The sequence below is a fragment of the Mucilaginibacter sp. genome, from assembly GCF_041088075.1.
GTDB lineage: Bacteria > Bacteroidota > Bacteroidia > Sphingobacteriales > Sphingobacteriaceae > Mucilaginibacter_A.
This window is the reverse complement of sequence record NZ_JBGCVY010000024.1, coordinates 13801-35321: the sequence shown is the minus strand read 5'-3', so window position 1 is coordinate 35321 and position 21521 is coordinate 13801. Positions and strand designations below refer to the sequence as shown.

General features: G+C 42.6%; 18 protein-coding genes. 14 read left to right on the top strand and 4 right to left on the bottom strand.

From position 1 onward, the window contains the following. Positions 1-110 precede the first annotated feature (110 nt). The 3 genes from V5804_RS04940 (at position 111) to V5804_RS04930 (ending at position 3375) form a co-directional block, all read left to right on the top strand. The gene (locus V5804_RS04940; RefSeq protein ID WP_369590267.1) at positions 111-1265 is read left to right on the top strand and encodes a zinc-dependent alcohol dehydrogenase; all 1155 of its coding nucleotides are present in this window, start codon (positions 111-113) and stop codon (positions 1263-1265) included. A 12-nt stretch (positions 1266-1277) separates the two neighbouring features. After that, the gene (locus V5804_RS04935; RefSeq protein WP_369590266.1) at positions 1278-1778 is read left to right on the top strand and encodes a hypothetical protein; all 501 of its coding nucleotides are present in this window, start codon (positions 1278-1280) and stop codon (positions 1776-1778) included. 688 nt (positions 1779-2466) lie between these two features. After that, the gene (locus tag V5804_RS04930) at positions 2467-3375 is read left to right on the top strand and encodes an IS1595 family transposase (protein WP_369590265.1); all 909 of its coding nucleotides are present in this window, start codon (positions 2467-2469) and stop codon (positions 3373-3375) included. Between the two features lie 54 nt (positions 3376-3429). On the opposite strand, the gene V5804_RS04925 is transcribed toward V5804_RS04930, so the two are convergent. Continuing rightward, on the bottom strand, positions 3430-3762 hold the full coding sequence (locus V5804_RS04925) for a hypothetical protein (RefSeq protein WP_369590264.1): 333 nt from the start codon (positions 3760-3762) through the stop codon (positions 3430-3432). A 72-nt stretch (positions 3763-3834) separates the two neighbouring features. On the opposite strand from V5804_RS04925, the gene V5804_RS04920 reads away from it, so the two are divergent. From V5804_RS04920 to gldN, 7 genes are all read left to right on the top strand, one after another. Further along, positions 3835-5361 (top strand): gluconokinase, encoded by a 1527-nt coding sequence (locus tag V5804_RS04920; protein ID WP_369590263.1) that lies wholly within the window; start codon positions 3835-3837, stop codon positions 5359-5361. A gap of 45 nt (positions 5362-5406) precedes the next feature. Further along, positions 5407-6345: a DUF4271 domain-containing protein gene (locus tag V5804_RS04915; protein ID WP_369590262.1), complete on the top strand. Its 939-nt coding sequence runs from the start codon at positions 5407-5409 to the stop codon at positions 6343-6345. A gap of 15 nt (positions 6346-6360) precedes the next feature. Next, positions 6361-7128: a uroporphyrinogen-III synthase gene (locus V5804_RS04910; protein WP_369590261.1), complete on the top strand. Its 768-nt coding sequence runs from the start codon at positions 6361-6363 to the stop codon at positions 7126-7128. Between the two features lie 296 nt (positions 7129-7424). Then, positions 7425-8777 carry an SUMF1/EgtB/PvdO family nonheme iron enzyme gene (locus V5804_RS04905; protein ID WP_369590260.1) on the top strand — a complete coding sequence of 451 codons (1353 nt, stop codon included), beginning with the start codon at positions 7425-7427 and terminating at the stop codon, positions 8775-8777. A gap of 50 nt (positions 8778-8827) precedes the next feature. Then, a complete protein-coding gene (gene gldL, locus V5804_RS04900; RefSeq protein ID WP_369590259.1) occupies positions 8828-9640 on the top strand; it encodes a gliding motility protein GldL in 813 nt (270 codons plus the stop codon). A 46-nt stretch (positions 9641-9686) separates the two neighbouring features. Further along, a complete protein-coding gene (gene gldM, locus V5804_RS04895; RefSeq protein ID WP_369590258.1) occupies positions 9687-11222 on the top strand; it encodes a gliding motility protein GldM in 1536 nt (511 codons plus the stop codon). Positions 11223-11228: 6 nt separating this feature from the next. Continuing rightward, positions 11229-12182: a gliding motility protein GldN gene (gene gldN / locus V5804_RS04890; protein WP_369590257.1), complete on the top strand. Its 954-nt coding sequence runs from the start codon at positions 11229-11231 to the stop codon at positions 12180-12182. A 196-nt stretch (positions 12183-12378) separates the two neighbouring features. Here the strand turns inward: gldN and uvrC are convergent, their stop codons facing one another. The 3 genes from uvrC to V5804_RS04875 are packed head-to-tail and all read right to left on the bottom strand — an operon-like array spanning position 12379 to position 19182. Then, entirely contained in the window at positions 12379-14199 is a 1821-nt protein-coding gene (uvrC, locus tag V5804_RS04885; protein ID WP_369590256.1) for an excinuclease ABC subunit UvrC, read from the bottom strand. 46 nt (positions 14200-14245) lie between these two features. Beyond that, positions 14246-16492 carry a transglycosylase domain-containing protein gene (locus V5804_RS04880; protein WP_369590255.1) on the bottom strand — a complete coding sequence of 749 codons (2247 nt, stop codon included), beginning with the start codon at positions 16490-16492 and terminating at the stop codon, positions 14246-14248. Next, the gene (locus V5804_RS04875) at positions 16492-19182 is read right to left on the bottom strand and encodes a tol-pal system YbgF family protein (RefSeq protein ID WP_369590254.1); all 2691 of its coding nucleotides are present in this window, start codon (positions 19180-19182) and stop codon (positions 16492-16494) included. The genes V5804_RS04880 and V5804_RS04875 overlap by 1 nt, the downstream gene beginning before the upstream one ends. Positions 19183-19573: 391 nt before the next feature. Here V5804_RS04875 and V5804_RS04870 point away from each other — a divergent pair, with 391 nt between their 5' ends. The 4 genes from V5804_RS04870 (at position 19574) to atpE (ending at position 21498) form a co-directional block, all read left to right on the top strand. Next, on the top strand, positions 19574-19759 hold the full coding sequence (locus V5804_RS04870) for an AtpZ/AtpI family protein (RefSeq protein WP_369590253.1): 186 nt from the start codon (positions 19574-19576) through the stop codon (positions 19757-19759). Positions 19760-19865: 106 nt separating this feature from the next. Further along, a complete protein-coding gene (locus V5804_RS04865; protein ID WP_369590252.1) occupies positions 19866-20096 on the top strand; it encodes a hypothetical protein in 231 nt (76 codons plus the stop codon). A gap of 61 nt (positions 20097-20157) precedes the next feature. Next, entirely contained in the window at positions 20158-21234 is a 1077-nt protein-coding gene (gene atpB / locus V5804_RS04860; protein ID WP_369590251.1) for a F0F1 ATP synthase subunit A, read from the top strand. A 48-nt stretch (positions 21235-21282) separates the two neighbouring features. Further along, positions 21283-21498: an ATP synthase F0 subunit C gene (atpE, locus tag V5804_RS04855; protein WP_299291421.1), complete on the top strand. Its 216-nt coding sequence runs from the start codon at positions 21283-21285 to the stop codon at positions 21496-21498. Positions 21499-21521: the final 23 nt, after the last annotated feature.

The following is a 21521-nucleotide window of genomic DNA, read 5'->3' as shown; positions in this document are numbered from 1 at the left end:
GTGCAAAAAACAGCAAAGTTTAAAACAGCATCAATAATTAAAATAATTAATATAAACCGGGGAGTACTTTCCGAACAACCAATTCAATTTAAAAAAGAGAGGAACAATTTATGTTAGCAATGAATTACCGCGGCCCGCGGCGGGTGCGGGCAGACCAAAAGCCATTACCCGAAATCCTGCATCCCGAAGATGCCATTGTCCGCGTTACACGGTCTTGTATCTGCGGTTCTGATTTACATTTGTACCACGGTTTGGTGCCGGATACCCGGGTTGGGACAACTTTCGGGCACGAATTTATAGGCGTAGTGGAAGATATAGGCGCATCGGTACAAAACTTAAAAGTAGGCGATAACGTGATCGTGCCTTTTAACGTGGCCTGCGGAAAATGTGCTTTTTGCAAGCAGGAACTGTACGGCAATTGCCACGAATCAAATTCTCAGGCCACTGCCGTGGGCGGGATTTTTGGTTATTCGCATACGGCCGGCGGGTACGATGGCGGGCAGGCAGAGTATGTGCGCGTTCCTTATGCTGATGTTGGCCCAACGGTTATCCCGGACTGGATGGACCACGATGATGCGGTTTTATTAACGGATGTTGTACCAACCGGTTACCAGGCGGCAGAAATGGGCGGCATAAAAACCGGCGACACAGTTGTGATTTTTGGCGCCGGTCCGGTTGGGATTTTAGCGGCAAAATGCGCTTGGCTTTTTGGAGTCGGCCGGGTGATTGTGATTGATCATTTGGATTACCGCCTGGAATTCGTTAAAAAATATGCGCAGTGTGAAGCTTATAATTTCAAAGAAATGGAAGACCCGGTGATGTTTGTAAAACAAACAACCGATTGGTTTGGAGCCGATGTTTGTATTGATTGCGTAGGCGCCGATGCCACAGGCGATGCTTTACAAACCATTACCGGCAAAAAATTAATGTTGCAGGCCGGTTCTGCCACGGCTTTGCATTGGGCAATTAATTCGGTTAAAAAAGGTGGTATTGTTTCCGTTGTCGGCGTTTACGGCCCTACGGACAACCTCGTTCCAATAGGTAATGTACTGAACAAAGGCCTCACCGTTCGGGCTAACCAAGCTTCTGTTAAACGCTTGCTGCCGAGGTTGATCGAGCATATCCGCGCTGGCCGTTTAAACCCAAAAGGGATTATCACCCATCGCGTGCCTTTGGAAGAAGTTGCCGATGCTTACCATATTTTTTCATCAAAATTGGACAACTGTATCAAAACAGTTTTGATCCCGCCATCTGCCAAAAAATAAAAAAGAACGATCATGGAAAACACAACAAAAGATTATACGCATATCAATGGCTGGGGCGTAGATGCCGACCCGAAAAACGAACCGACCTATCCAATGAAACACTACAACGGCGATGACCACCAGCGTTTGAACTGGGTGAGGCCGCCGTTGCAAAAAGTAACCGTAGAAATACTAAAATCAAAAGAACGCCCCTACCTTACGGCCGTGTTAGGAACTTCTGTTCCGCCTTCCGGTTTAAGCGGCGTTATCCGTCGTTACGCCTTCAAAAATTTCAGCGAAAACGAATACGGCCACTGGCTGCCTTTGTTGCTGGCCGACAGGATCAACGTGGTGGAAGGCATGATAGACGATTTGAAACACGGCCATATCCCAAATATTTTTGCAGAAAAAGGCTTAAAAGCAGAATGGAAATTTAATCGGAAAAGCTTCGTTACAAAAATTGCCACCGGCGTGGTTTTAACCGGGATGGTTTTATATTTTAACCAAAAAAGAAAGAAAGCATTACTGGATTAGGTCATCCTTTCAGTCTTTTATTAGGTAAAATGCCAGCCTGAACAATTGTTCAGGCTGGCATTTTTTTTAGGAAAACAGTTTTGTAAAAACCCGCAATTACAATTCGGATAAGCCAATTGAAAGAGTTGCTTTATAAATATTTATTTATCCAAAACAAGCTTGACTATTTTTTCATACTTGTAATATTGTCTTTGTGCCAACTTTCATTTACGCCATCTATAAAACCGTTTTTTACATCTTTCCAGTTTTTAATCAAACTAAACAAGAGCAGTAATAATAATATTCGCCAGAAGAGTTGTTTGCGGGTCATGGTTGTGAATTTCAATAATTAAACGAGAGTAAAGATAAATTTATAATCAAATGTTGATGCTTCTTTTATCGGCTAAATTTTGTACTGTTAGGTAAGACTGAAGCAAAATAAAAAGTTAGTTTTTTATCAAACCAATGTTAAGGGCAGTTTGTACTTTTACTTTTTCTGAAGACAAAAAACCTTTGCTGGAAATCTAAGTTTGATTGAAAAACTTTTGATTTAGATAAAAATTAAATTCCAAATAGCCAATATCAATCCCAAACTACAGCCTATAAAATTCAATTTATAGGATTATGTATTTAGTTCGCAAAGTAATTTTACAGTTAAGCTATTGATTTTCAATAATTTATTTAGTATGTTTAAGCTAAATACGTCAATATGTTTAGCGGGATAAGTATCAACGAATTTAGGGAAAACTTTAAAACGGAGCGGGATTGCCTCAGGTATATTTTAGACAAGAAGTTGGCTGGCGGGTATTCTTGCTCGAAATGTGAGGGCAACCAGTATGGCAAAGGCAGGGAATGGCACTACCTGCGCTGCAAGAAATGTGGCTACGACCAATCGGCAACCGCCGGGACATTGTTCCATAAGTGCAAATTGGGCTTGCTGAAGGCATTTGAGATAGCCTTCCGTGTTTCGGTCCGTAAAAAAGGCATGTCAAGCTGTGAACTGTCCAAAGAATTTAGCTGCCAGCAGCGGAGTGCCTGGCTTTGGAAAGCGAAGATACAGGAAGCGATGAAAAGCGGCGGCAAGCACGCCTTATCGGGCGAAGTAGAGGTGGACGAGTTCCTGGTGGGCGGGTTTTCGGAAGGGGAACCGGGCAGGAGCCCCAGCAGTAAGGACTTGGTTGTGCTGGCTATAGAGAAAGTGACGGACAAAAAAGGCAAAACAACGGTTGGAAGGGCCTATTGCCGGGCAATCGACGATGCATCGGCAGATAGTTTGAGAAAAATATTTGATGCGCATATCGCGCCACAGGCATCGGTAAAAACCGACGGGTGGCGCGGGTACTGGCCCTTGGGCAAGGACTGGGCGATAACAAAGGAGAAAAGCAATAAAGGTGCAGGCTTTCCGCTATTACATATTCACATTATGAATATCAAGGGCTGGTTAAGGGGCGTTCACCACCAATGTGGAACGCACCGCCTGCAAAACTATTTAGATGAATACCATTTCCGTTTTAACAGAAGGGGGTTTTTAAAATCAATTTTTGATAAACTTATTACCAAAATGACTGAGGCTAAGCCGGTAAACTACAAAACGATCAAATGTGAACTAAATACATAATCCTAAAAAGGATATTTATCGGCTACGTTGGAAATGAAGCAAAGAAATATTGTTTTAAGATGCTTTTAACAACTTTTCAATATTAGCCAGCCTGCTTTCAAATTTGTTTTCGCGTTCCTCAACGGCTTTCAACCTGTTTTCTAATTGCGAAAAAGTAGAAAGCACGTCTTTGATATTTTTCAGTTCAACCACAATCATTTCATTAAACTTGTACTGCTGTTCCCATTGTTTAACAGACAGGGCCATAAAATCTTTAAGGATAGTGTTGGTTTCCTTTAATTCTATGGCAACATTATCTACCCGTTCTCCAACATTCTTTACCTCCGCGGTTGTTTCATCCTGTTTGATAAGCATCTCTGTAATTATCAGTGCTAATTCCTTGTCCATCCTTTCTAATAAATATCGTTCAAATATAATTACAAATTACTTCTAATTTTACCCGATAAAAACAGCATCACCTTGCAACCATATATTTTAGGCGTTGATATTGGCACGGGCAGCGTAAAAGCGGTTGCCGTTGGTTTAGATGGCGAAGCAATTGATTCGTCGCAAGTCCATTATCCGATGTTGCCAACAGAAACCGGTTTTGCCGAGCAAGACCCGGAACTGATTTGGCAAGGATTTTTAAAGTGTATTGAAGAAATTGTTGCACGTTTAGGCCAGCCCAAAGCCATCAGTTTAAGCAGCGCAATGCACAGTTTGATTTTGGTTGATGCGCAAGGCAAACCATTGACCAACATGATCAACTGGGCCGATACGCGAAGTGCGACCGTCGCCAGTGCGCTCCGTTCTTCTCCCGAAGGAAAAAATTTGTACGAACAGACCGGCACGCCCATTTATTCGATGTCGCCTTTAACCAAAATCATTTGGTTTCGGGAAAACAGAAAAGATTTGTTCAGGCAAACGGCCAAATTTATATCCATCAAAGAACTGGTTTGGTTCCGGTTGTTTGGTGAATTCGAGATTGATTATTCCATTGCTTCTGCCACCGGTTTGTTTGATATTTTGAAGTTTTGTTGGAGCGAAGAAGCTTTAAAACTGGCCGCGATTAGTGCAAACCAACTTTCAAAACCGGTAAGCACCAGTTACATGCGCCGGGATTTAAAAGCAGGCATCGCCAAAATAATAGGCATAAAAGAAGCATTGCCCTGGATGATCGGCGCCAACGATGGTTGTTTGGCCAACCTCGGCAGCGGTGCCAATCAACCGAACACTGCCGCTTTAACTATTGGCACAAGCGGTGCGGTGCGCCTGGCCAGCCGCAAGCCTTTGTACAATTTTGCGGCCATGACTTTTAATTATATTCTGGACGAGCAAACCTACATCTGCGGCGGCGCCATCAACAATGGCGGTTTGGTTTTAAACTGGCTGCTCGAAAAGTTTATGGTAAAAGAAGCATTGTCGGCAAAAGATTACGAGCAATTATTTGATACGATAAAAACAGTACCCGCCGGCAACGACGGCCTGCTTTTTCTGCCGTATTTGACCGGTGAACGAACACCTTTGTGGGACAGCAACAGTTGCGGCGTTTATTTCGGGATTAAAACAACACATACGCAAGCCAATTTTTTGAAAGCCGCTTTGGATGGTGTTTGCTTTGCGATTTGCCACGTGTTGGATGCGCTCAATCAATCCCCGGAAAAAAATGAAGAAATACGCGTAAGCGGTGGTTTTACCGCTTCGCCGGTTTGGGTGCAGTTGATGGCAGACATTACCGGAAAAAAATTAACGGTGGTGCAGGCCGAAGATGCTTCGGCAATTGGTGCCGCTTTTCTGGCCATCAAAACCGGAAAGTTTAATGGTTTTAGGTTGAAGGACGATGCACAAATCAATCAAACTATCCAACCAAACCTCGAAAAGTACCAGGTTTACAGCAGTTATTACCGCTTGTTTGTAAAATTGTACGAGGATTTGAAAGAAAGCATGCACCAATTGGCGCAGATAAATACGGCAGAACAATTCATCAATCCAAAAATATTGAGGTAAATTTGCGGCAGAAAACTGCCCGTTTAATCCGGCCCAAAATATTTCATGCGTTCAACGGTTATCCTGCTCCTTGTTTTTTTACTGGTAAAAACAGCATCTGCACAAACAGCCGTTGCGGACACTTTGGTTGGGGCCGAAGTTCCAGTTTTAGATTCTGCAACTTTGGTCAAACAGCAACTTCATTCAGATTCTCTTGCAAATTTCTTTATCACGCCGCCGGATCCTAACCGCAAAAACCAGTTTATAGACAGCGTTATCAAAGCCAACCTGTACACCGGCTACGCATTTTTAGACCTGCATTTTAAGCCGGTAAAAACAGTAGTGCAAACCGGCAAACCGCGCAGTTTCAGAGACCGCTGGATGTTGGCCGTGATGCTGGGCCTGCTTTTGTACCTGGCCATACTCAACCGTTTTTTAAACAAATCCATCGCCGATATTATCGAATCGTTTTACAGCAAAAGGGTGCTTTCCCAATTTTCGAAAGAAGAAAATTTGATCAATTCCTGGTCGTTTATTTTGCTGTTTTTACTGTTTGGCGCAACCATCGGTTTGCTGTTTTATCAAATAGTAGCTTATTACAACCGAAATTATATAGACGACGGCTGGCAGCTTTACCTCGGTTTTACCTTTGCCGTCATCGTTTTTTTTATCCTGAAGATTGTTGTTTTGCGGATTTTGGGGCTGATATTTAATATCCGCAGTTTGGTCAAAGAATATATTTCGGTGCTTTACCTCACTTATTTCAACCTTACTTTTATCAGTTTGCCATTGGTCATCAGTTTTGGTTTGATTGCCGACAGCTTAAAACCTGCCGTTTTACTGGTGTTTGGCTTATTGATCGTAGTGGTTTTGTTTTGGCAATACATCCGCAGCAGTATAAATATTCTTTCGGTGTACAGATTCAGTAAAGTTTATTTATTTATTTATCTTTGTGCCCTCGAACTATGCCCTGTTTTTATTTTGGTGAAAGCTTTAAAATTATAAGAAATACAGCTACTTATGCAGATTGCCGCTGAAAGATTGAAGAAAGTAAAAAGTATTTTAGTTACGCTACCTAAACCCGATTCAGATAAAAACCCATATACAGAACTGGCCAAAAAATACAATTTAAAAATTGATTTTCGGTCTTTTATCCATGTAGAAGGCGTGCCGGCCAGAGAATTCAGGAAAGAGAAAATTGCTTTGGGCGATTTTACTGCCGTGATTTTTGCCAGCCGCAACGCTGCCGATCATTTTTTTAGGATTTGTGACGAGATGCGTTTTGAGGTTCCGGTAGAGATGAAATACTTCTGCCTTTCTGAAACGATCGCCCTTTACCTGCAAAAATACATCCAGTACCGAAAAAGAAAAATATTTTTTGGCAAGCAAACCGCTGCAGACCTGGCCGAGGTTTTAAAAAAGCACACCAACGAAAAGTTTTTGTACCCCTGCTCTGATGTGGCGGCGGAAGAAACTCAGAAGTTTTTGCAAAGCAACGGCTACAATTTTACGCCTGCCGTTTTGTTCCGCACGGTGTGCAGTGATTTGTCTGACCTGGCAGAAGTTTTTTACGATATCATCGCTTTTTTCAGCCCGTCCAGCATCCAGTCGCTTTACAAAAACTTTCCTGATTTCGAACAGAAAAACACACGCATTGCCGCTTTCGGCGCTACCACCCACAAAGCAGCCATCGAAAAAGGGCTGGTCCTGGACATCCCGGCACCGGTCACGGAAGCTCCTTCTATGACCATGGCGATCGAGCAGTATATAAAACAGGCCAACAAATAAAATAATTTTTGTTTGTTGCAGTTATTAATGCAAACCATATAATTTCCGAAACTTTAGCTTCTAAACCTGCGTAAAGAAATCAAATAACCATGCTGTTTTTATGCACTAAAAATGTGTATAGCTGTCAATTTTTAATTTTCATCACATTAGTATTGCAAGGATGAATAGTTTGGTTAATTTTATAACGATAAAATATTTTCCGGCGATGAAAAAAATAGCATCAGTAGAAAATATTTTACCTTAGATTTAGTTATTGCATTAATTTTAACCGAGTTGTTTATACTTTGGATTTGAAAATGAAAAACTTTTATTTTGGTGTATTAGGCTTATCGGTGCTTTCTGTTTTAAACAGTTGCAAAACTTCCGGAGGCGACAGGGGCGAAGTGAGGGGCGTTTCCGGTAAAGCTTTTAAACAAGAACAGCCTTACGGGATGGTTTACATTCCCGGCGGCAGCTTTTTGATGGGCCAAACCGACCAGGACGTAACTTTTGCCCAAACTGCCCAGAACAAACAAGTTACGGTTTCTCCATTTTTTATGGACGAGACTGAAACTTCCAATGCCAAATACAAAGAATTTGTAAACCAGGTGCGCGATTCTATCGCCATTACCAATTACCTGCAAGACGATAAATACTACTATAAACCGGGCGGCAAAAACGCCAAGCCTGACCCAAGCGGTAAAAAATACATCAATTGGAATTATGTAGCTAAGAACCCGGTTTTTAGCGGCGGCAGAGGAAAAGGTAAGGCCGGTGCTGCGGCAAGTGCCAATCAAGCTAAACTGCAAGGCATGTATTACCAGGGTGATGACCGCATTTTTGATAAAAACGAAATTGATGTGCGCCTTTTGAAATACAATTACGCATTGATGGTTTTGCGCGAAGCATCCAACAACCGCTTCGACAAATCAAAAAGGCGTTCTGATTTTATTTTACGCGATACCGTTCCGGTTTACCCCGATACTTTATGCTGGCTGAACGATTTTTCTTACGCCGCCAATGAACCTATGGTACAAGGTTATTTTTCGCACCCGGCTTATTTAAATTATCCGGTGGTTGGTGTTACCTGGCGCCAGGTTCGTGCTTACACCGTTTGGCGCGGCCGTTATAACGATGCTTATAAAGATGCGCGCGGCATTCCGCACCGCCAGCCTTATGAACTGCCAACCGAAGCAGAGTTTGAATATGCAGCACGTGGCGGCCGGATCGGTAACGATTATCCATGGGGCGGCCCGTACATCAAAAATTCTAAAGGTTGTTTATTGGCCAACTTTAAACCCGGCCGTGGGGATTATGCCTCCGATGGCGGTTATTATACGGTAAGCGTGCACTCTTATTTTCCAAACGATTTTGGCTTGTACAACATGGCCGGAAACGTAGCAGAATGGACAGCCTCTGCCTATGATGAAGCTGCCTCTACTTTTGTGCACGATATGAGCCCGACTTTTAATTACGAAGCAAAAGCAAGCGACCCCGAAGTGCTGAAACGCAAAGTGGTGCGTGGCGGCTCCTGGAAAGATATTGGCTACTTCCTCCAAAACTCTACCCGCGGTTATGAATACCAGGACACTGCAAAATCTTACATTGGTTTCCGCTGCGTAACCCATTTCCTGGGCAGGGACATCAAAGACAAACGCTCTAACTACTAATTGAACTATTATATCATCTACTTTTAAAAACAAAAACTATTAAAACTACTATGGCTGTAAAGAAAAAATTCGACTGGTTGCACACAGCAATTTCTTGGGGGGCAAGCGTCGTAATTGTGGGTGCGTTATTTAAAATCCTTCACTTAGGCGGAATTTATGGTAACATTATGATTGGATTGGGACTGGGTGTTGAAGCATTCCTGTTCTTTTTGACAGGCTTTTTTCCACCGGCAAAAGACCCGGCCTGGGAAAGGGTTTATCCTGAACTTAGTGAAGATTTCACAGGCGAAATGCCAAAGGTTTCTGCCCGTCCTGCACAGGCCGTTGCCGCTCCGGTACAATCAACTGCCGCCTTGGATAAAATGCTGGCCGATGCAAAAATTGGCCCGGAATTGATTACCAGTTTAGGCAACGGTTTAAGGACATTTGGCGATAAGGTTTCTACCATTTCAAGCGTTGCCGATGCCGGCGCTGCAACTACAGAGTTTACCAACAAACTGAAAACTGCTGCTTCAGGTTATGATAAGCTGAGTGTTTCTTTCGAGAAAGCTTCGGCCAACTTGAACGAAATGGCAAATTCTAACATTGATTCTAAAGCTTACCACGACCAGGTAAACAACCTGGCCAAAAATTTATCTGCCCTAAACGCAGTATATGAATTGGAGCTACAGGATTCGAGCGCGCACCTGAAATCAATGAACAAGTTCTATCAAAATGTTTCTTTAACGATGCAAAACTTTAACGAATCTTTAGATGATTCTAAAGCCTTTAAAGAAGAAGTGGGTCGCTTGGCAAAAAACCTGTCTTCTTTAAATAACATTTACGGAAACATGTTATCAGCGATGAACCAGCCTCGTTCCTAAACAAATTATAACATAAATACTACACCAATAGATAAAACAATAGCAAATGGCTGGAGGTAAGGAAACGACAAGGCAGCGGATGATCAATATCATGTATTTGGTATTGCTTGCGATGCTGGCCTTGAATGTCTCGGACACAATTTTAAATGAATTTAAAAATATAAACGACAGTTTAAATACTTCTAAAAACAATGTAAACAACAGCGTTAACCAATTATTCACTTCTTTTGAGAACACCAAACTGAAAGAAGAGCCGCAAAGGGCAAAACCAATTTACGATAAGGCCGTACAAGCCAGGGCAGTAGCAGAAGAACTGAACACTTATATTGATAAGTTAAAAGAACATTTTGTAAAAGAGGGGCAAGGTTACAGCGAAGAATCAGGCGATTTGGTTGAAAGGGCAAATTTGGATATTTCTCCGGGTTATATGGTTAATCAGGGCGAGGGGTTGAAGCTTAAAAATAAGATCAACGAAACGCGCGAAAAATTAATTGCGCTTGTAGAACCGAAAGACCGTGCAGGTTTAACGTTTTCTTTGGAAGCGAATGATCCGGCGAAAGCAGTTGAAGGCAAAAAAAGATGGGAAGAGATCAATTTTGGCGAAGGCACACCGCTTACTGCTTCCATGACGGTTTTAACCAAAATCCAAACGGATACCAAAAATGCCGAATCTGACGTGGTTAAACGGATTTTCGGGAAAATGGATCAGGCGGTAGTTAACTTGGATCAGTTTTCTGCAGTGGCAGTTGCGCCCAGCAGTTATGTGGTTGCCGGTCAGCCTTATACTGCCGAAGTATTTTTAACCGCATCAGATTCTAAATCAAATCCGGATATTACAGTAGGTGGCTCGAGGTTATCAACTACAGGCGGCAGAGGAAAATATACAGTTGGAACAGCTAGAGAAGGTGTTTTTACCTGGGTTGGAAGCATTCGTGTAAAACAAAACGACGGAACGATTAAAGAGTACAAAACGGCACCGCAAACGTATCAGGTTGCACGCCCTTCGGCAGTGATTTCCCCGGATAAAATGAACGTGTTGTATGTTGGCGTACCTAACCCGGTTTCGGTTTCGGCGCCCGGTATTGCCAAAGAAAAACTGCATTTAAGCATCAGCGGCGGTTCCATCAGTGGTTCGGCGGGAAAATTTACAGCTACCGTTTCTTCACCCGGAACAACGGCGAAAATTACCGTTTCCGGCGAAACCTCCCCCGGGAAAAACCAGGTTTTAGGTGTGCAGGAATTTCGTGTGAAAAGAATCCCTGATCCAAAAGCGCAATTTGCCGGTAAAAGCAGCGGAGCAGTTGCTTCAGGAAATATCAAAGCGCAGGACCGGGTTTTTGCACGGTTAGAAAATTTTGATTTTGATGCTAAATTTAATGTTACGCGTTTTTCGTTGACGGTTGTTAAGCCTCGTCAGGATGCAATTACCATTTCCGGTTCCGGAAGTGATCTTTCCGGCCCGATGAAATCGGCTTTAGCTACCATTACGCCTGGATCACGTGTGATTTTTGATAATATTATTGCTGTTGGCCCAGATGGTACGCAACGTGGTTTAGACCCAATTGTATTGACCGCAAATTAAAAAACTATGAAAAGGAACCTGGTTATTTTAGTTTTATGCCTGCTTTGTGCAAGTTCTTTCGCACAAACGCGCAGGAGAACGGCTACCCGAAGGACTGCACCTAAAAAACAAACTGCGGCGGCTGCCAAATCCCAGGCGTTGGGAGATACGAGCAATGTAAAGGCGTTTGTGCGCCCGCAGGATGGCTATTACAAACCGCAGGACGGTTATTACAAAAAGACCAGTATTTTAAATGCAAAAGTTACGCCTTACCAATACCTGCGCGAAGCTGATGTAGCTTTTGCAAAAAGGGTTTGGCGCGAAATTGACGTTCGCGAACGGATGAACCAATACCTGGCTTCTCCAAAAGCACGTTTGATTGATATTTTAATGGATGCCATTGCAAAAGGAGAATTGAATGCTTATGATCCTTCTCCAACTAAAAACGACCCGAACGGAGACGAATTTTCTGCTTTGCTAAAACCAAACCAGGCTATGGCAAAAATGGCTGACAGTGCGATGATTGATACTTTTGATAAAAACACAGGAGAAAAAACAGGTTCCAGAATGCAAGCGGGTGAATTTAACCCGGACAGCGTAATCAAATTCAGGATCAAAGAAGATTGGATTTTTGATAAACAACGTTCTGTTTTTGAACCTCGCATCATCGGTATTGCACCTTTAATCAAATCTCATGCAGGTGGATTAAACTTGGATTATCAACCCGCGTTTTGGATTTACTTTCCGGAAGCCAGGAATATTTTGGTAACCAAAGAAGCAGTTAATCGCCACAACGATGCCACCGGTTTAAGTTTTGATGATATTTTTATGAAGCGTGTTTTTTCCAGTTACATCGTGAAAGAATCCAACGATAAAGATGAGCGGATTAAAGATTACGCACAAGGGATTGACAAGCTGTACGAATCGGAAAAGATCAAAAAATCTTTGCTGAACTACGAACAGGATTTGTGGCAATATTAACACACCAATTTTTACCTGATAAAAGAAGCATTGGCTCCGCAAGAATGTTCTTGCGGGGCTTTTTCTTGTGTAAAAAAATTATGGGTTGCCAAAGTTTATTTGCTGATCAACACTTTCATCAATATTACAAACGAAAATTTTGGGGTTGCTAACACACCAATTTTTACCCGGTAAAAGAAGCATTGGCTTCGCAGGATTACTCTTGCGGGGCTTTTTCTTGCGTAAAGAAATCGTGAATGGCCAAAGCTTGTTTGCTGTTTACCACTTCCATCAATAGCTCTTGCGAAGCTTCACGTACTCTTTTTACCGACTTAAAATAGGTGAGCAGTTTATCGGCCGTGGTTTTGCCAATTCCCGGAATGTTTTCCAGTTCGGTTGCAATGGTGGCTTTATTGCGTTTTTTGCGGTGCGCCGTGATTCCGAAACGGTGCGCTTCGTCGCGCAATTGCTGGATGATTTTTAACGTTTCCGATTTTTTGTCTAAGTACATCGGATATTGGTCGCCGGGATAATACAGTTCTTCCAAACGTTTGGCAATTCCGATGATCGTTACTTTTTTATCAATATCCAGCTTTTTCAACGCTTTTACCGAAGATGACAATTGTCCTTTTCCGCCATCAATAATAATGAGTTGTGGCAATTCCTGGTTTTCTTCCAGCAAACGTTTGTAGCGGCGGTAAACGGCTTCTTCCATTGTGGCAAAATCATCAGGGCCGACTACTGTTTTTACATTGAAAAAACGGTAATCTTTTTTCGACGGCTTTCCATCCCGAAAAACCACAATTGCCGAAACCGGGAACGAGCCTTGAAAGTTAGAGTTATCAATACATTCGATGTGCCGCGGCAACTGGTTTAAACGTAAATCTTTCATCATTTGTGTCAACAAGCGATCTGTCCTGACTTCCGGGTTTAATTTTTCGTACTGGTCAATTTTTCCGCTCTTAAAAAACTGCACATTCTTTTGCGACAGATCCAACAATTTTTTCTTTTCGCCTAATTTTGGAACGGTAAAACGGATGTTGGAACCTTCATCCACAGTAATATCAAACGGAACAATAACTTCTTTTGACATGCTGTTGTAACGTGTCCGAAATTCGGAAATAGCCAAAGTCAGTAATTCTTCATCGGTTTCATCCAGACGTTTTTTCAGTTCCAAAGTTTGTGTTTGGGTGATTACGCCGTTCATCACTTTTAGAAAATTAACGAACGCGTACCTTTCTTCGGAAGCAATACTGAAAACATCCACATCCGTAATCGAAGAATTGACCACGGTTGATTTGCTTTGGTAATTGTCCAGCAGTTCGAATTTTCTTTTCAGTTTGTGCGCCAACTCGAAATTCAGTTCGGCAATGGCATTTTCCATTTGCTCTTTCAATTGCTTCACCACAGAGCCGGTTTTCCCGTTCAAAATGTCTTTAATTTCCTCGATGTTGTTCAAATAATCTTCTGCGGATTGGTATTTCTGACAAGGGCCTTTGCAGTTTCCCAATTGATATTCCAGACAAACTTTAAATTTACCGGCATCAATATTAGGTTCGGTTAACGGAAGGTTACAGGTTCTCAATGGATAAGTTTCCCGGATCAAATCCAAAATCGTGTGCATCATGCTAATGGAAGCGTATGGGCCGAGGTATTTGGAACCGTCGCGGATGATCCTTCTCGTCCAGTAAATGCGCGGAAAAGGTTCGTTTTTGATGACGATCCAGGGATAGGTTTTATCGTCCTTCAGCAGCACGTTGTAACGCGGCTGGTGCTTTTTGATCAGGCTGTTTTCTAAAAGCCAGGCATCAATTTCGGTATCAACAATGGTAAACGTAATTTTCCTGATCTTGGAAACCAGCACTTTGGTTTTGCCATTGCTGCTTAAAACATCTTTGTTGAAATAGGAACTGACCCGGTTTTTCAGGTCTTTGGCTTTGCCAATATAAATGATCGTGTTCTCGTCGTCCCAATACTGGTAAACGCCGGGTTTGTGCGGAACCGCTTTTAATGCTTCTTTATAATCGAAATTACTCATGCCCAACAACGCTTGCTTCTTTTATCGGTATAAAATTAGTAAACGCTTAAAAGCCCAATTGTTTATCTACTTCTGTTTTTTGCTGTTGTTGCTGGCTGTACGCGCCGCAATCCATCGTGATGCTGACACCATTTTTCGGCGGGTCAAAATCCACATTTTTTTTGATGCCTAAGCTAGCGTTGGCGTAAACCTTTTTCATATACAAGGCAAAGATCGGTAATGCCGTGTTGGCACCTTCACCCAAATCTGTAGAACGGAAGTGTATCTGCATATCTTCGCAACCCGTCCAAACGCCGGTAACCAATTGCGGCGTAATGCCGATAAACCAACCGTCAGAATTATTTTGCGTGGTGCCGGTTTTGCCGCCGATTGGGTTGGTTAAACCGTACTTGCTTCTTAAACGCCATCCGGTTCCTTCCTGGATCACGCCTTTTAGCATGTAAGTCATCACGTAAGCCGTTTGCTCGTCCATTGCCACTACCACTTTTGGTTTACGCTCATACAGCAGGTTACCGTTCTTGTCTTCCACACGCAACAAATAAATTGGTTCTGTCCAGGCACCATGGTTGGCAAAAACACTGTAAGCGCCCGTCATGTCAAAAACGGAAGCATCAAAGGTTCCCAAAACGATAGAAGGATAAGGTTGTAGGTTTGGACTATGTACGCCCATTTTTTTAATGAGATTAACCACAGATGTTGGGCCAACTGCTTGCATCATGTTTGCGGCAATCCAGTTATGGGAAATAGCCAAAGCCTTGCGCAGGTTTAAAGAACTGTAAATGTTGTCTTTTGCAGGAGAAGAAGGTGTCCAAGCTTTGCCATCTGTAACGATGGTAACCGGTTCTACCGGAACTTCCATACAAGGCGACATGCCATTGGCTATGGCAACGGCATAAGTAAAAGGTTTGGCCGTAGAACCAACCTGGCGTGTGCCCATTTTTACCTGGTCGTACTTAAAATGCTCGAAATTATCACCGCCAACCCAAGCTTTAATATAACCGGTTGTAGGGTCCATAGACATTATCGCATTACGCAAAATCAGTTTGGTGTAAACGATGGAATCAATTGGCTTCATCGTGGTGTCAATGTTCCCTTTCCAAGTAAAAAGGTTCATTCGGGCAGGCGTGTTAAAATCAGTTTTAATTTCCTGGTCTGATTTTCCCTGGTCTTTCAGCATCCGGTAACGGTCTGAACGTTTCATGCCCTGATCTAATATGCTTTTAAAATCAGGGATCATTTTCCAAAGACTTCGGCCGCGCCAATGTGCGTTAAACTGGTTTTGCAGATCGCGCATGTACTCTTTTTGCGCCTGTTCGGCATAATCCTGCATCTGGTAATTGATCGTGGTGTAGATTTTTAAACCATCGCGGTCCAAATCATAAGGCGTGCCATCTGCTTTGGTTATGGATTGGTCGGCCAGCGTTTTTTGGATGTCTTTTTTCAAAACAGAGCGAAAGTAAGTCGCCAAACCATCGTTCTGGTCAATCGGGTTGAAATTTAAGCCTAAGGGTTTTGCTTTTTCTTCATCTGCCTGGCCTTCGCTTAAAAACTTTTCATCTGTCATCCGCTTCAGCACAAAATTCCTTCTTTTAATGGCGTTGTCGGGGTGATTAATTGGCGAATAAATGCCGGGACCGTTTACCATGCCAATTAAAAGCGCAGCTTGGTTGGGCGTTAACTTATCGGGCGTGGTATTGAAATAAGTATGTGCGGCAGATTTGATACCGTAAGTATTGTAAGCGCCAAAATCAACGGTGTTTAAATACATCGTCAGGATTTCTTCCTTGGTATAATTACGTTCGATTTTTACTGCCGTAATCCATTCCTGTAACTTTTGGATGATCCGTTTAAAAGGATTGTGCGCACGTTCTGAAAATAAATTGAGCGCTAATTGCTGCGTGATGGTACTTCCGCCTTGTTTCTTCCCGATCAAGTTGTAAAAAACGATGGAGAAAACGCGCCTGAAATCAATGCCCGAATGATCGTAAAAACGCGTGTCTTCCGTAGAAATTAAAGCGTGGACAACGTTTGGCGAAAGTTGCGAGTAAGTAACGTTTGAACGATTTTGCACATAATACGTGCCTAATTCTTGTTTATCTTCCGAAAAAATTACGCTGGCCAAATTGCTTTTCGGGTTTTCCAAATCGCGGAAGGAGGGAAGTTTGCCAAACAACTGGAAGGCAACGGCCATAAACAATAAAACAAAAAAGAAAAACACACCGGCCACCAACTTCCAAAAGTTGAGGGTGTAGCGGCGGAAATTTTGGTCTCTGGCAGGTTCTTTATAGCGCATTACAGATAATTAACTTGATAAAATTCAAAGTAGCTGTTTAGCAATTTTGAATCGGCTAATTTATCCAGATTTTTCCGGCTGATGATAAAGAAATTATATTTCTCTGCCGGAACTTTCATTATTTCCGGCAAAAGCGGCACAATGTGGCGTGCGTATTCTTTTACTTCGCCCAAAGAATAAAAACGGCCGGTGTAAATCAACTGGTTGGTCTGGCCGATTTCTTTCAGTTGATGTTTTAGCGGTTGATCAGGATAATTGGCGCGGTTAAACTGGCCGATGCCAAAACGCGAAGGCGCCAGATTAGCTGCGCCATTAACGTTGATAACGAAATACAGTTCGGTACTATCCGACAAAGTAAAAATACGCGATGCTTCTTTTATGCCTATTTTTTTGGTGTCTGTTGGTAAAGTAACATTGAGCTTGTTGTTTAAAGTGGCCGTTGGAGCATTAATCGTGCTATTGCTTTTCGGCGCAGCCAAAACTTCAGGCGCTTTAGGCTGAACAGGGGCAGGCGCAACAACCGGATTTGAGGCTATTGTTTGTGGATGAAAACGATCCTGAGAAAAAGGAATATCGTTCGGGTCGCTGTCCATAATCACAAACGGGCGAGCGACAATTGCGGCCTGGTTTTCTTTGATAAAAATTAAATGCTGTTTCACCAAAGGCGTTACCAAACGGTCATTCGGATATTGCGCGGCAATTTGCTGCAACTCCAGCAGAAAAGGATCCAGCTTTTGCTGATGGCCTTGCGCGATGGTTTTTAAATAAGCCAATTGCGGTGCCAGGCGGTTTTGCGGTTTCAATTTTAAGGCCGAATCTGTTTGCGCAATTACGGCATCGTATTTCCGGTTTCGGTACAAATCATAAACCGAATTGTAAAAAGCATTTTGCCGCGAGTCTTCGGTCAGCATTTTTTTGCTGTATTCCGGGTCCAAAATAATTTGCGCATACTGCGTTTGCGGGTAGTTTTTCAGCAACAAATTTTTGTATTTCTCGGCTTGCGGTTCGTTGTGCGCATCGGTGTACAAACGGTAAAGGCTGTAATAAACAGGGGCTAAGTTTGGATTATCGGGGAAGCGCGCAACGATGTACTCGTAAGTCTGGATGGATTCCTTTTCATCGCTCAAAATATCTTTATAGAAACCGGCAATATCGGCATAAGCATTAAAAATGGTGACGTTGGACTGCTCCAACAAAGCAGGCGTAAGCGGAATACTGTTCAACAATTCCTGCCGGTAATTTCCGGCTCCCGGCGTTGCCAACGCGGGTGCCTGGATGGGTTGTGCAGCATCCGGGTCGTTCACTGCATTCGGATTGGTGGCAGCCAAATTTGCAACACGCGAACTGATGCGCCAGTTGTCTTCCAGCCTTCGTTTCCCCCAAACACGGATAAAGGCTGCGATGCCCTGGTTTACCGCATCCGGGTTGTAGAAGTAAAACGAGCTTGAACTTCGGCTGAGCGTGGAAGAAACATTGCCCGTGTTGGTAGCCGGATTTACGGTAACGGGCGCGTTTTGCTGCTGCATGGCATCCTGATCTACCATTAAATTGATGCGGGCAATCCGGTCCGGCTCTTTCAATTTGGCCAAAGCCTGCAAGGTATCCTGGCGCGTAATAATTTGGTAACGGCTGGCCAGCAATTGTAAATTATTGGCTTTTTTAAGGATTTGCTGATAGCCCGGATACTGGGGTGAAAGGTTGAGCAATGTGCTGTCGTAGTATTTTTTGGCCTGGATATAATCGGACTTGTATTTAAAGTTGATGTCGGCCAAACGCAGGTACGACAAGCCTTTTTGCTTCTGGTTTTTGGTACTGTTTTTAACGGATAGTTTATAGTTCTTTACCGCTTCGTCAATTTTTTTGGCTGACAAAGCCGTTTCCCCAATCTGAAAATAAATCTGGTCAATAAAATCCGTGTTCTTATCGTCTTTCAGCAACAACCGCAACCGGCTGATGCGGTTAATTTGTTCGCCTTGCTGCTTTTCTTCGATGCGCAAACGGTTTAAATCGGCATTAAAAGCAAGCTCAAAAGAAGCATTGCTGTGTACAACGTTTGAATAATTTTTGTAGGCGTCTTCCGGTTTTTTGTTCGCTTCCTGTATCTGCGCCAAAATAAACGTCCAGCGTATTTTTCTTTTTCGATCGCTTGCCAAATCAACGGCTTGCACGGCCAGCTTTTCGGCCTGTTCATAGTTGCCTTGGTCTAAATTAAATTGCAAATCCGCGCCGGTGATGTCTTCTGCCGAAGCTTTCTTTGCCTCAAAAAGCTGGCGTGCGGTGTCTAATGCAATTCCTGCTTTTTCCGGCTGGTTTAGTTTTATTAACGAACGCGCTTTCCAGGCCAGTGCCGTCCGGGTCAGTTCTGTGTTTTTGGGGAAAGAACGAACCACGTAACTAAAATACTCCACCGCATTAAAATAATCGCTGCCGAGATAATTAGCCTGTCCCAGCAAAAAATAAGCATCACCCAAATAATGACTTTGTTCTTTTAAGCTGATAATACTGTTTGCACGGCTGGTAACTGCTTCCAGATCCTTGTTTCCTGCTGCAGTTTTAGCGATCGTATCCTGGTAAACGCTTAAAATCTCCGAATAATCATCGTTGTAAACCTGCGCCATCAGTTCCTCTTTTTGCAGGATGATTTGCCGCGCATTGAACAAAATGTTGTAGTGCGCCGTCAGGTTTTGCATGCTTCGGTTAAAGCGGCTTTCTTTTTCCAAAGAGCAGCCACTCATCGCAAGCAAAAATAACAGGGGTAAAAACAGTATGGTATTAAAGCTGAAAGACCGGGCCAAGCGTATCGTTGTTAATTATTGTATCAAAAGTATTTTTGTGAAAACCAACCGAATGCCAAACTACTAAAAAAACATTTTGGTTACTTAGGGCCTGTTTAAATTTCTACCGTAAAAATTGATAATGCTTCTTTTATGCCCATAAATTCTGTTTTTGGATACTGTACCGGTACGTGTATTGCAAAAGGACAATGATTTTTAGGTGGTAAAAGAAGCATCAAATAAGTTTGATAAAATTTAAACAAGCCCTTAATTTTGAAACCTCATTCATCCAAGTAAACCAATTCAAATGAACAATTACATCAAATACAGCGCGCTTGGTTTCCAGATGATCATCATCATCGGCCTGTTTTCGTTTGCGGGCTACAAAACAGACCAGGTGATGCACCATCAAACGCAATGGGTTACGGCTGTATTATCTTTATGCGGCGTATTTGTTTCGTTGTACATCGTTTTAAAATCTTTAAAAGATTGAGAATTTCTAATTTTATCTTGAGTTATTGTTTGGCGATGATTTTTATCGCATTGCCGCCCTTTGCATACGAATATTTTTATAAAGGGTTAGGGCTGATGCCGCATTTTTGGGTGGTGTTTTTGATGTTTGCCGTACTTACTTTTTTGGTGTGCTTTTCTACCCTGATAAGCAATCTAAAAAACAGCCAATTATCGGTTCAGGTATTTTTAGTGGCCACAGTGGTCAAGCTGTTAATCTGCATGTTCTTTGTGCCGGTTTATTTGGCCAAAAACCACGTAAACCAAGGGCTTTTCTTAGCCTGCTTTTTTTATTTATATTTATTAAATACGGTCTTTGAAGTTTATGCTTTGTTGTGTAACTTGCGCCTCCAAAATCAAAAGTAAAAATCGCGATATTTAATGGATTTAAGCCATATTTTGAACTCAAAAAAAATTAAGCTAAGCTTCTTTCTTGCTGTTTTATCTGTTCTTTTTGTTGGAAAAGCATTTGCATTTCAGGAAAACCCGGGACATGAAAAAGCCGGGGACAAAAAGGAGTCATTTGATCCGTCTGTTGCTATTTTAGAACACATCGCCGATTCGCATTACTGGCACCTTTGGGGCGAAACAGCTTTTCCGCTTCCGGTTATTTTATATACAAACAAAGGTTTTGAAACGTTTTCTTCTGCTAATTTTGGGCACGGGCACGAAGTTTATAAAGGCAAATATTACACTTATGCTTTAGAAAAAGATAAGGTAAAAGCAGTAGACCCTTCCGGCAAAGTGGACGAGGCGGCCAGCAAAAAAGTTTACGATTTTTCGATCACCAAAAACGTGGTTGCCCTTTGGATTGCCTGTGTACTGTTGCTGGTCCTCTTTTTTGCCGTTGCTTCTTCTTACAAAAAAAGAGTCGGCAAAGCGCCAAAAGGCTTTCAGTCTTTTATAGAACCGGTGATTGTGTTTGTAAGGGACGATATTGCGCGACCGAACATCGGTTACAAATACGAGCGTTTTATGCCGCTGCTTTTAACGATTTTCTTTTTTATATTGATCAACAACCTGATCGGGCTGGTGCCGTTTTTTCCGGGTGGCGCCAACGTAACGGGCAATATTGCGGTTACCTTTGTGCTTGCGGTTATTACCATGGTTGTGGTGAACGTGAACGGCAACAAATATTACTGGAAACATATTTTTGCACCTGACGTACCCTTTTGGCTGTACCCGATTATGTGGCCGGTAGAGCTGGTGGGCATTTTGTCCCGGCCGTTTGCCTTGATGATCCGTTTATTTGCCAATATCACCGCAGGCCACATTATTGTATTGAGCTTGATATCACTGATATTTGTTTTTAAATCTATTGCGGTTGCACCGGTTTCTATTGCATTTGTAGTTTTTATGGATGTGCTGGAGCTGCTGGTGGCCTTGCTGCAGGCTTTTGTTTTCACCTTGCTAACGGCACTATTTATTGGTACAGCAACCGAAGAACACCACCACTAATTTGTAAACAACTTTATATTTATATTTAACTTTTAATTTAGAACAATGATGACTGGAAGTATTGCTGCAATTGGTGCAGGTTTAGCTGTTATCGGTGCAGGTATCGGTATCGGTCAGGTAGGTGGCAAAGCCATGGAAGGTATCGCCCGCCAGCCTGAAGCTTCAGGTAAAATTCAAACTGCCATGATTATTGCAGCCGCTTTGATTGAAGGCGCTGCATTATTTGGTGTGGTAGTGGCTTTCTTGGGCAACAACCCTAAGTAATTTATCCAAGCTGGCCTTTTGCG

Excerpts from the sequence above, each read along its gene's own strand:
- V5804_RS04875 (WP_369590254.1), bottom strand. The coding sequence starts at position 19,182 with ATGCAAAACCTGACGGCGCACTACAACATTTTGTTCAATGCGCGGCAA.
- V5804_RS04870 (WP_369590253.1), top strand. The coding sequence starts at position 19,574 with ATGAACAATTACATCAAATACAGCGCGCTTGGTTTCCAGATGATCATC.
- uvrC (WP_369590256.1), bottom strand. The coding sequence starts at position 14,199 with ATGAGTAATTTCGATTATAAAGAAGCATTAAAAGCGGTTCCGCACAAA.
- V5804_RS04925 (WP_369590264.1), bottom strand. The coding sequence starts at position 3,762 with ATGGACAAGGAATTAGCACTGATAATTACAGAGATGCTTATCAAACAG.
- V5804_RS04915 (WP_369590262.1), top strand. The coding sequence starts at position 5,407 with ATGCGTTCAACGGTTATCCTGCTCCTTGTTTTTTTACTGGTAAAAACA.
- gldM (WP_369590258.1), top strand. The coding sequence starts at position 9,687 with ATGGCTGGAGGTAAGGAAACGACAAGGCAGCGGATGATCAATATCATG.
- V5804_RS04880 (WP_369590255.1), bottom strand. The coding sequence starts at position 16,492 with ATGCGCTATAAAGAACCTGCCAGAGACCAAAATTTCCGCCGCTACACC.
- V5804_RS04935 (WP_369590266.1), top strand. The coding sequence starts at position 1,278 with ATGGAAAACACAACAAAAGATTATACGCATATCAATGGCTGGGGCGTA.
- V5804_RS04905 (WP_369590260.1), top strand. The coding sequence starts at position 7,425 with ATGAAAAACTTTTATTTTGGTGTATTAGGCTTATCGGTGCTTTCTGTT.
- atpE (WP_299291421.1), top strand. The coding sequence starts at position 21,283 with ATGACTGGAAGTATTGCTGCAATTGGTGCAGGTTTAGCTGTTATCGGT.
- atpB (WP_369590251.1), top strand. The coding sequence starts at position 20,158 with ATGGATTTAAGCCATATTTTGAACTCAAAAAAAATTAAGCTAAGCTTC.
- V5804_RS04910 (WP_369590261.1), top strand. The coding sequence starts at position 6,361 with ATGCAGATTGCCGCTGAAAGATTGAAGAAAGTAAAAAGTATTTTAGTT.
- V5804_RS04940 (WP_369590267.1), top strand. The coding sequence starts at position 111 with ATGTTAGCAATGAATTACCGCGGCCCGCGGCGGGTGCGGGCAGACCAA.
- gldN (WP_369590257.1), top strand. The coding sequence starts at position 11,229 with ATGAAAAGGAACCTGGTTATTTTAGTTTTATGCCTGCTTTGTGCAAGT.
- gldL (WP_369590259.1), top strand. The coding sequence starts at position 8,828 with ATGGCTGTAAAGAAAAAATTCGACTGGTTGCACACAGCAATTTCTTGG.
- V5804_RS04930 (WP_369590265.1), top strand. The coding sequence starts at position 2,467 with ATGTTTAGCGGGATAAGTATCAACGAATTTAGGGAAAACTTTAAAACG.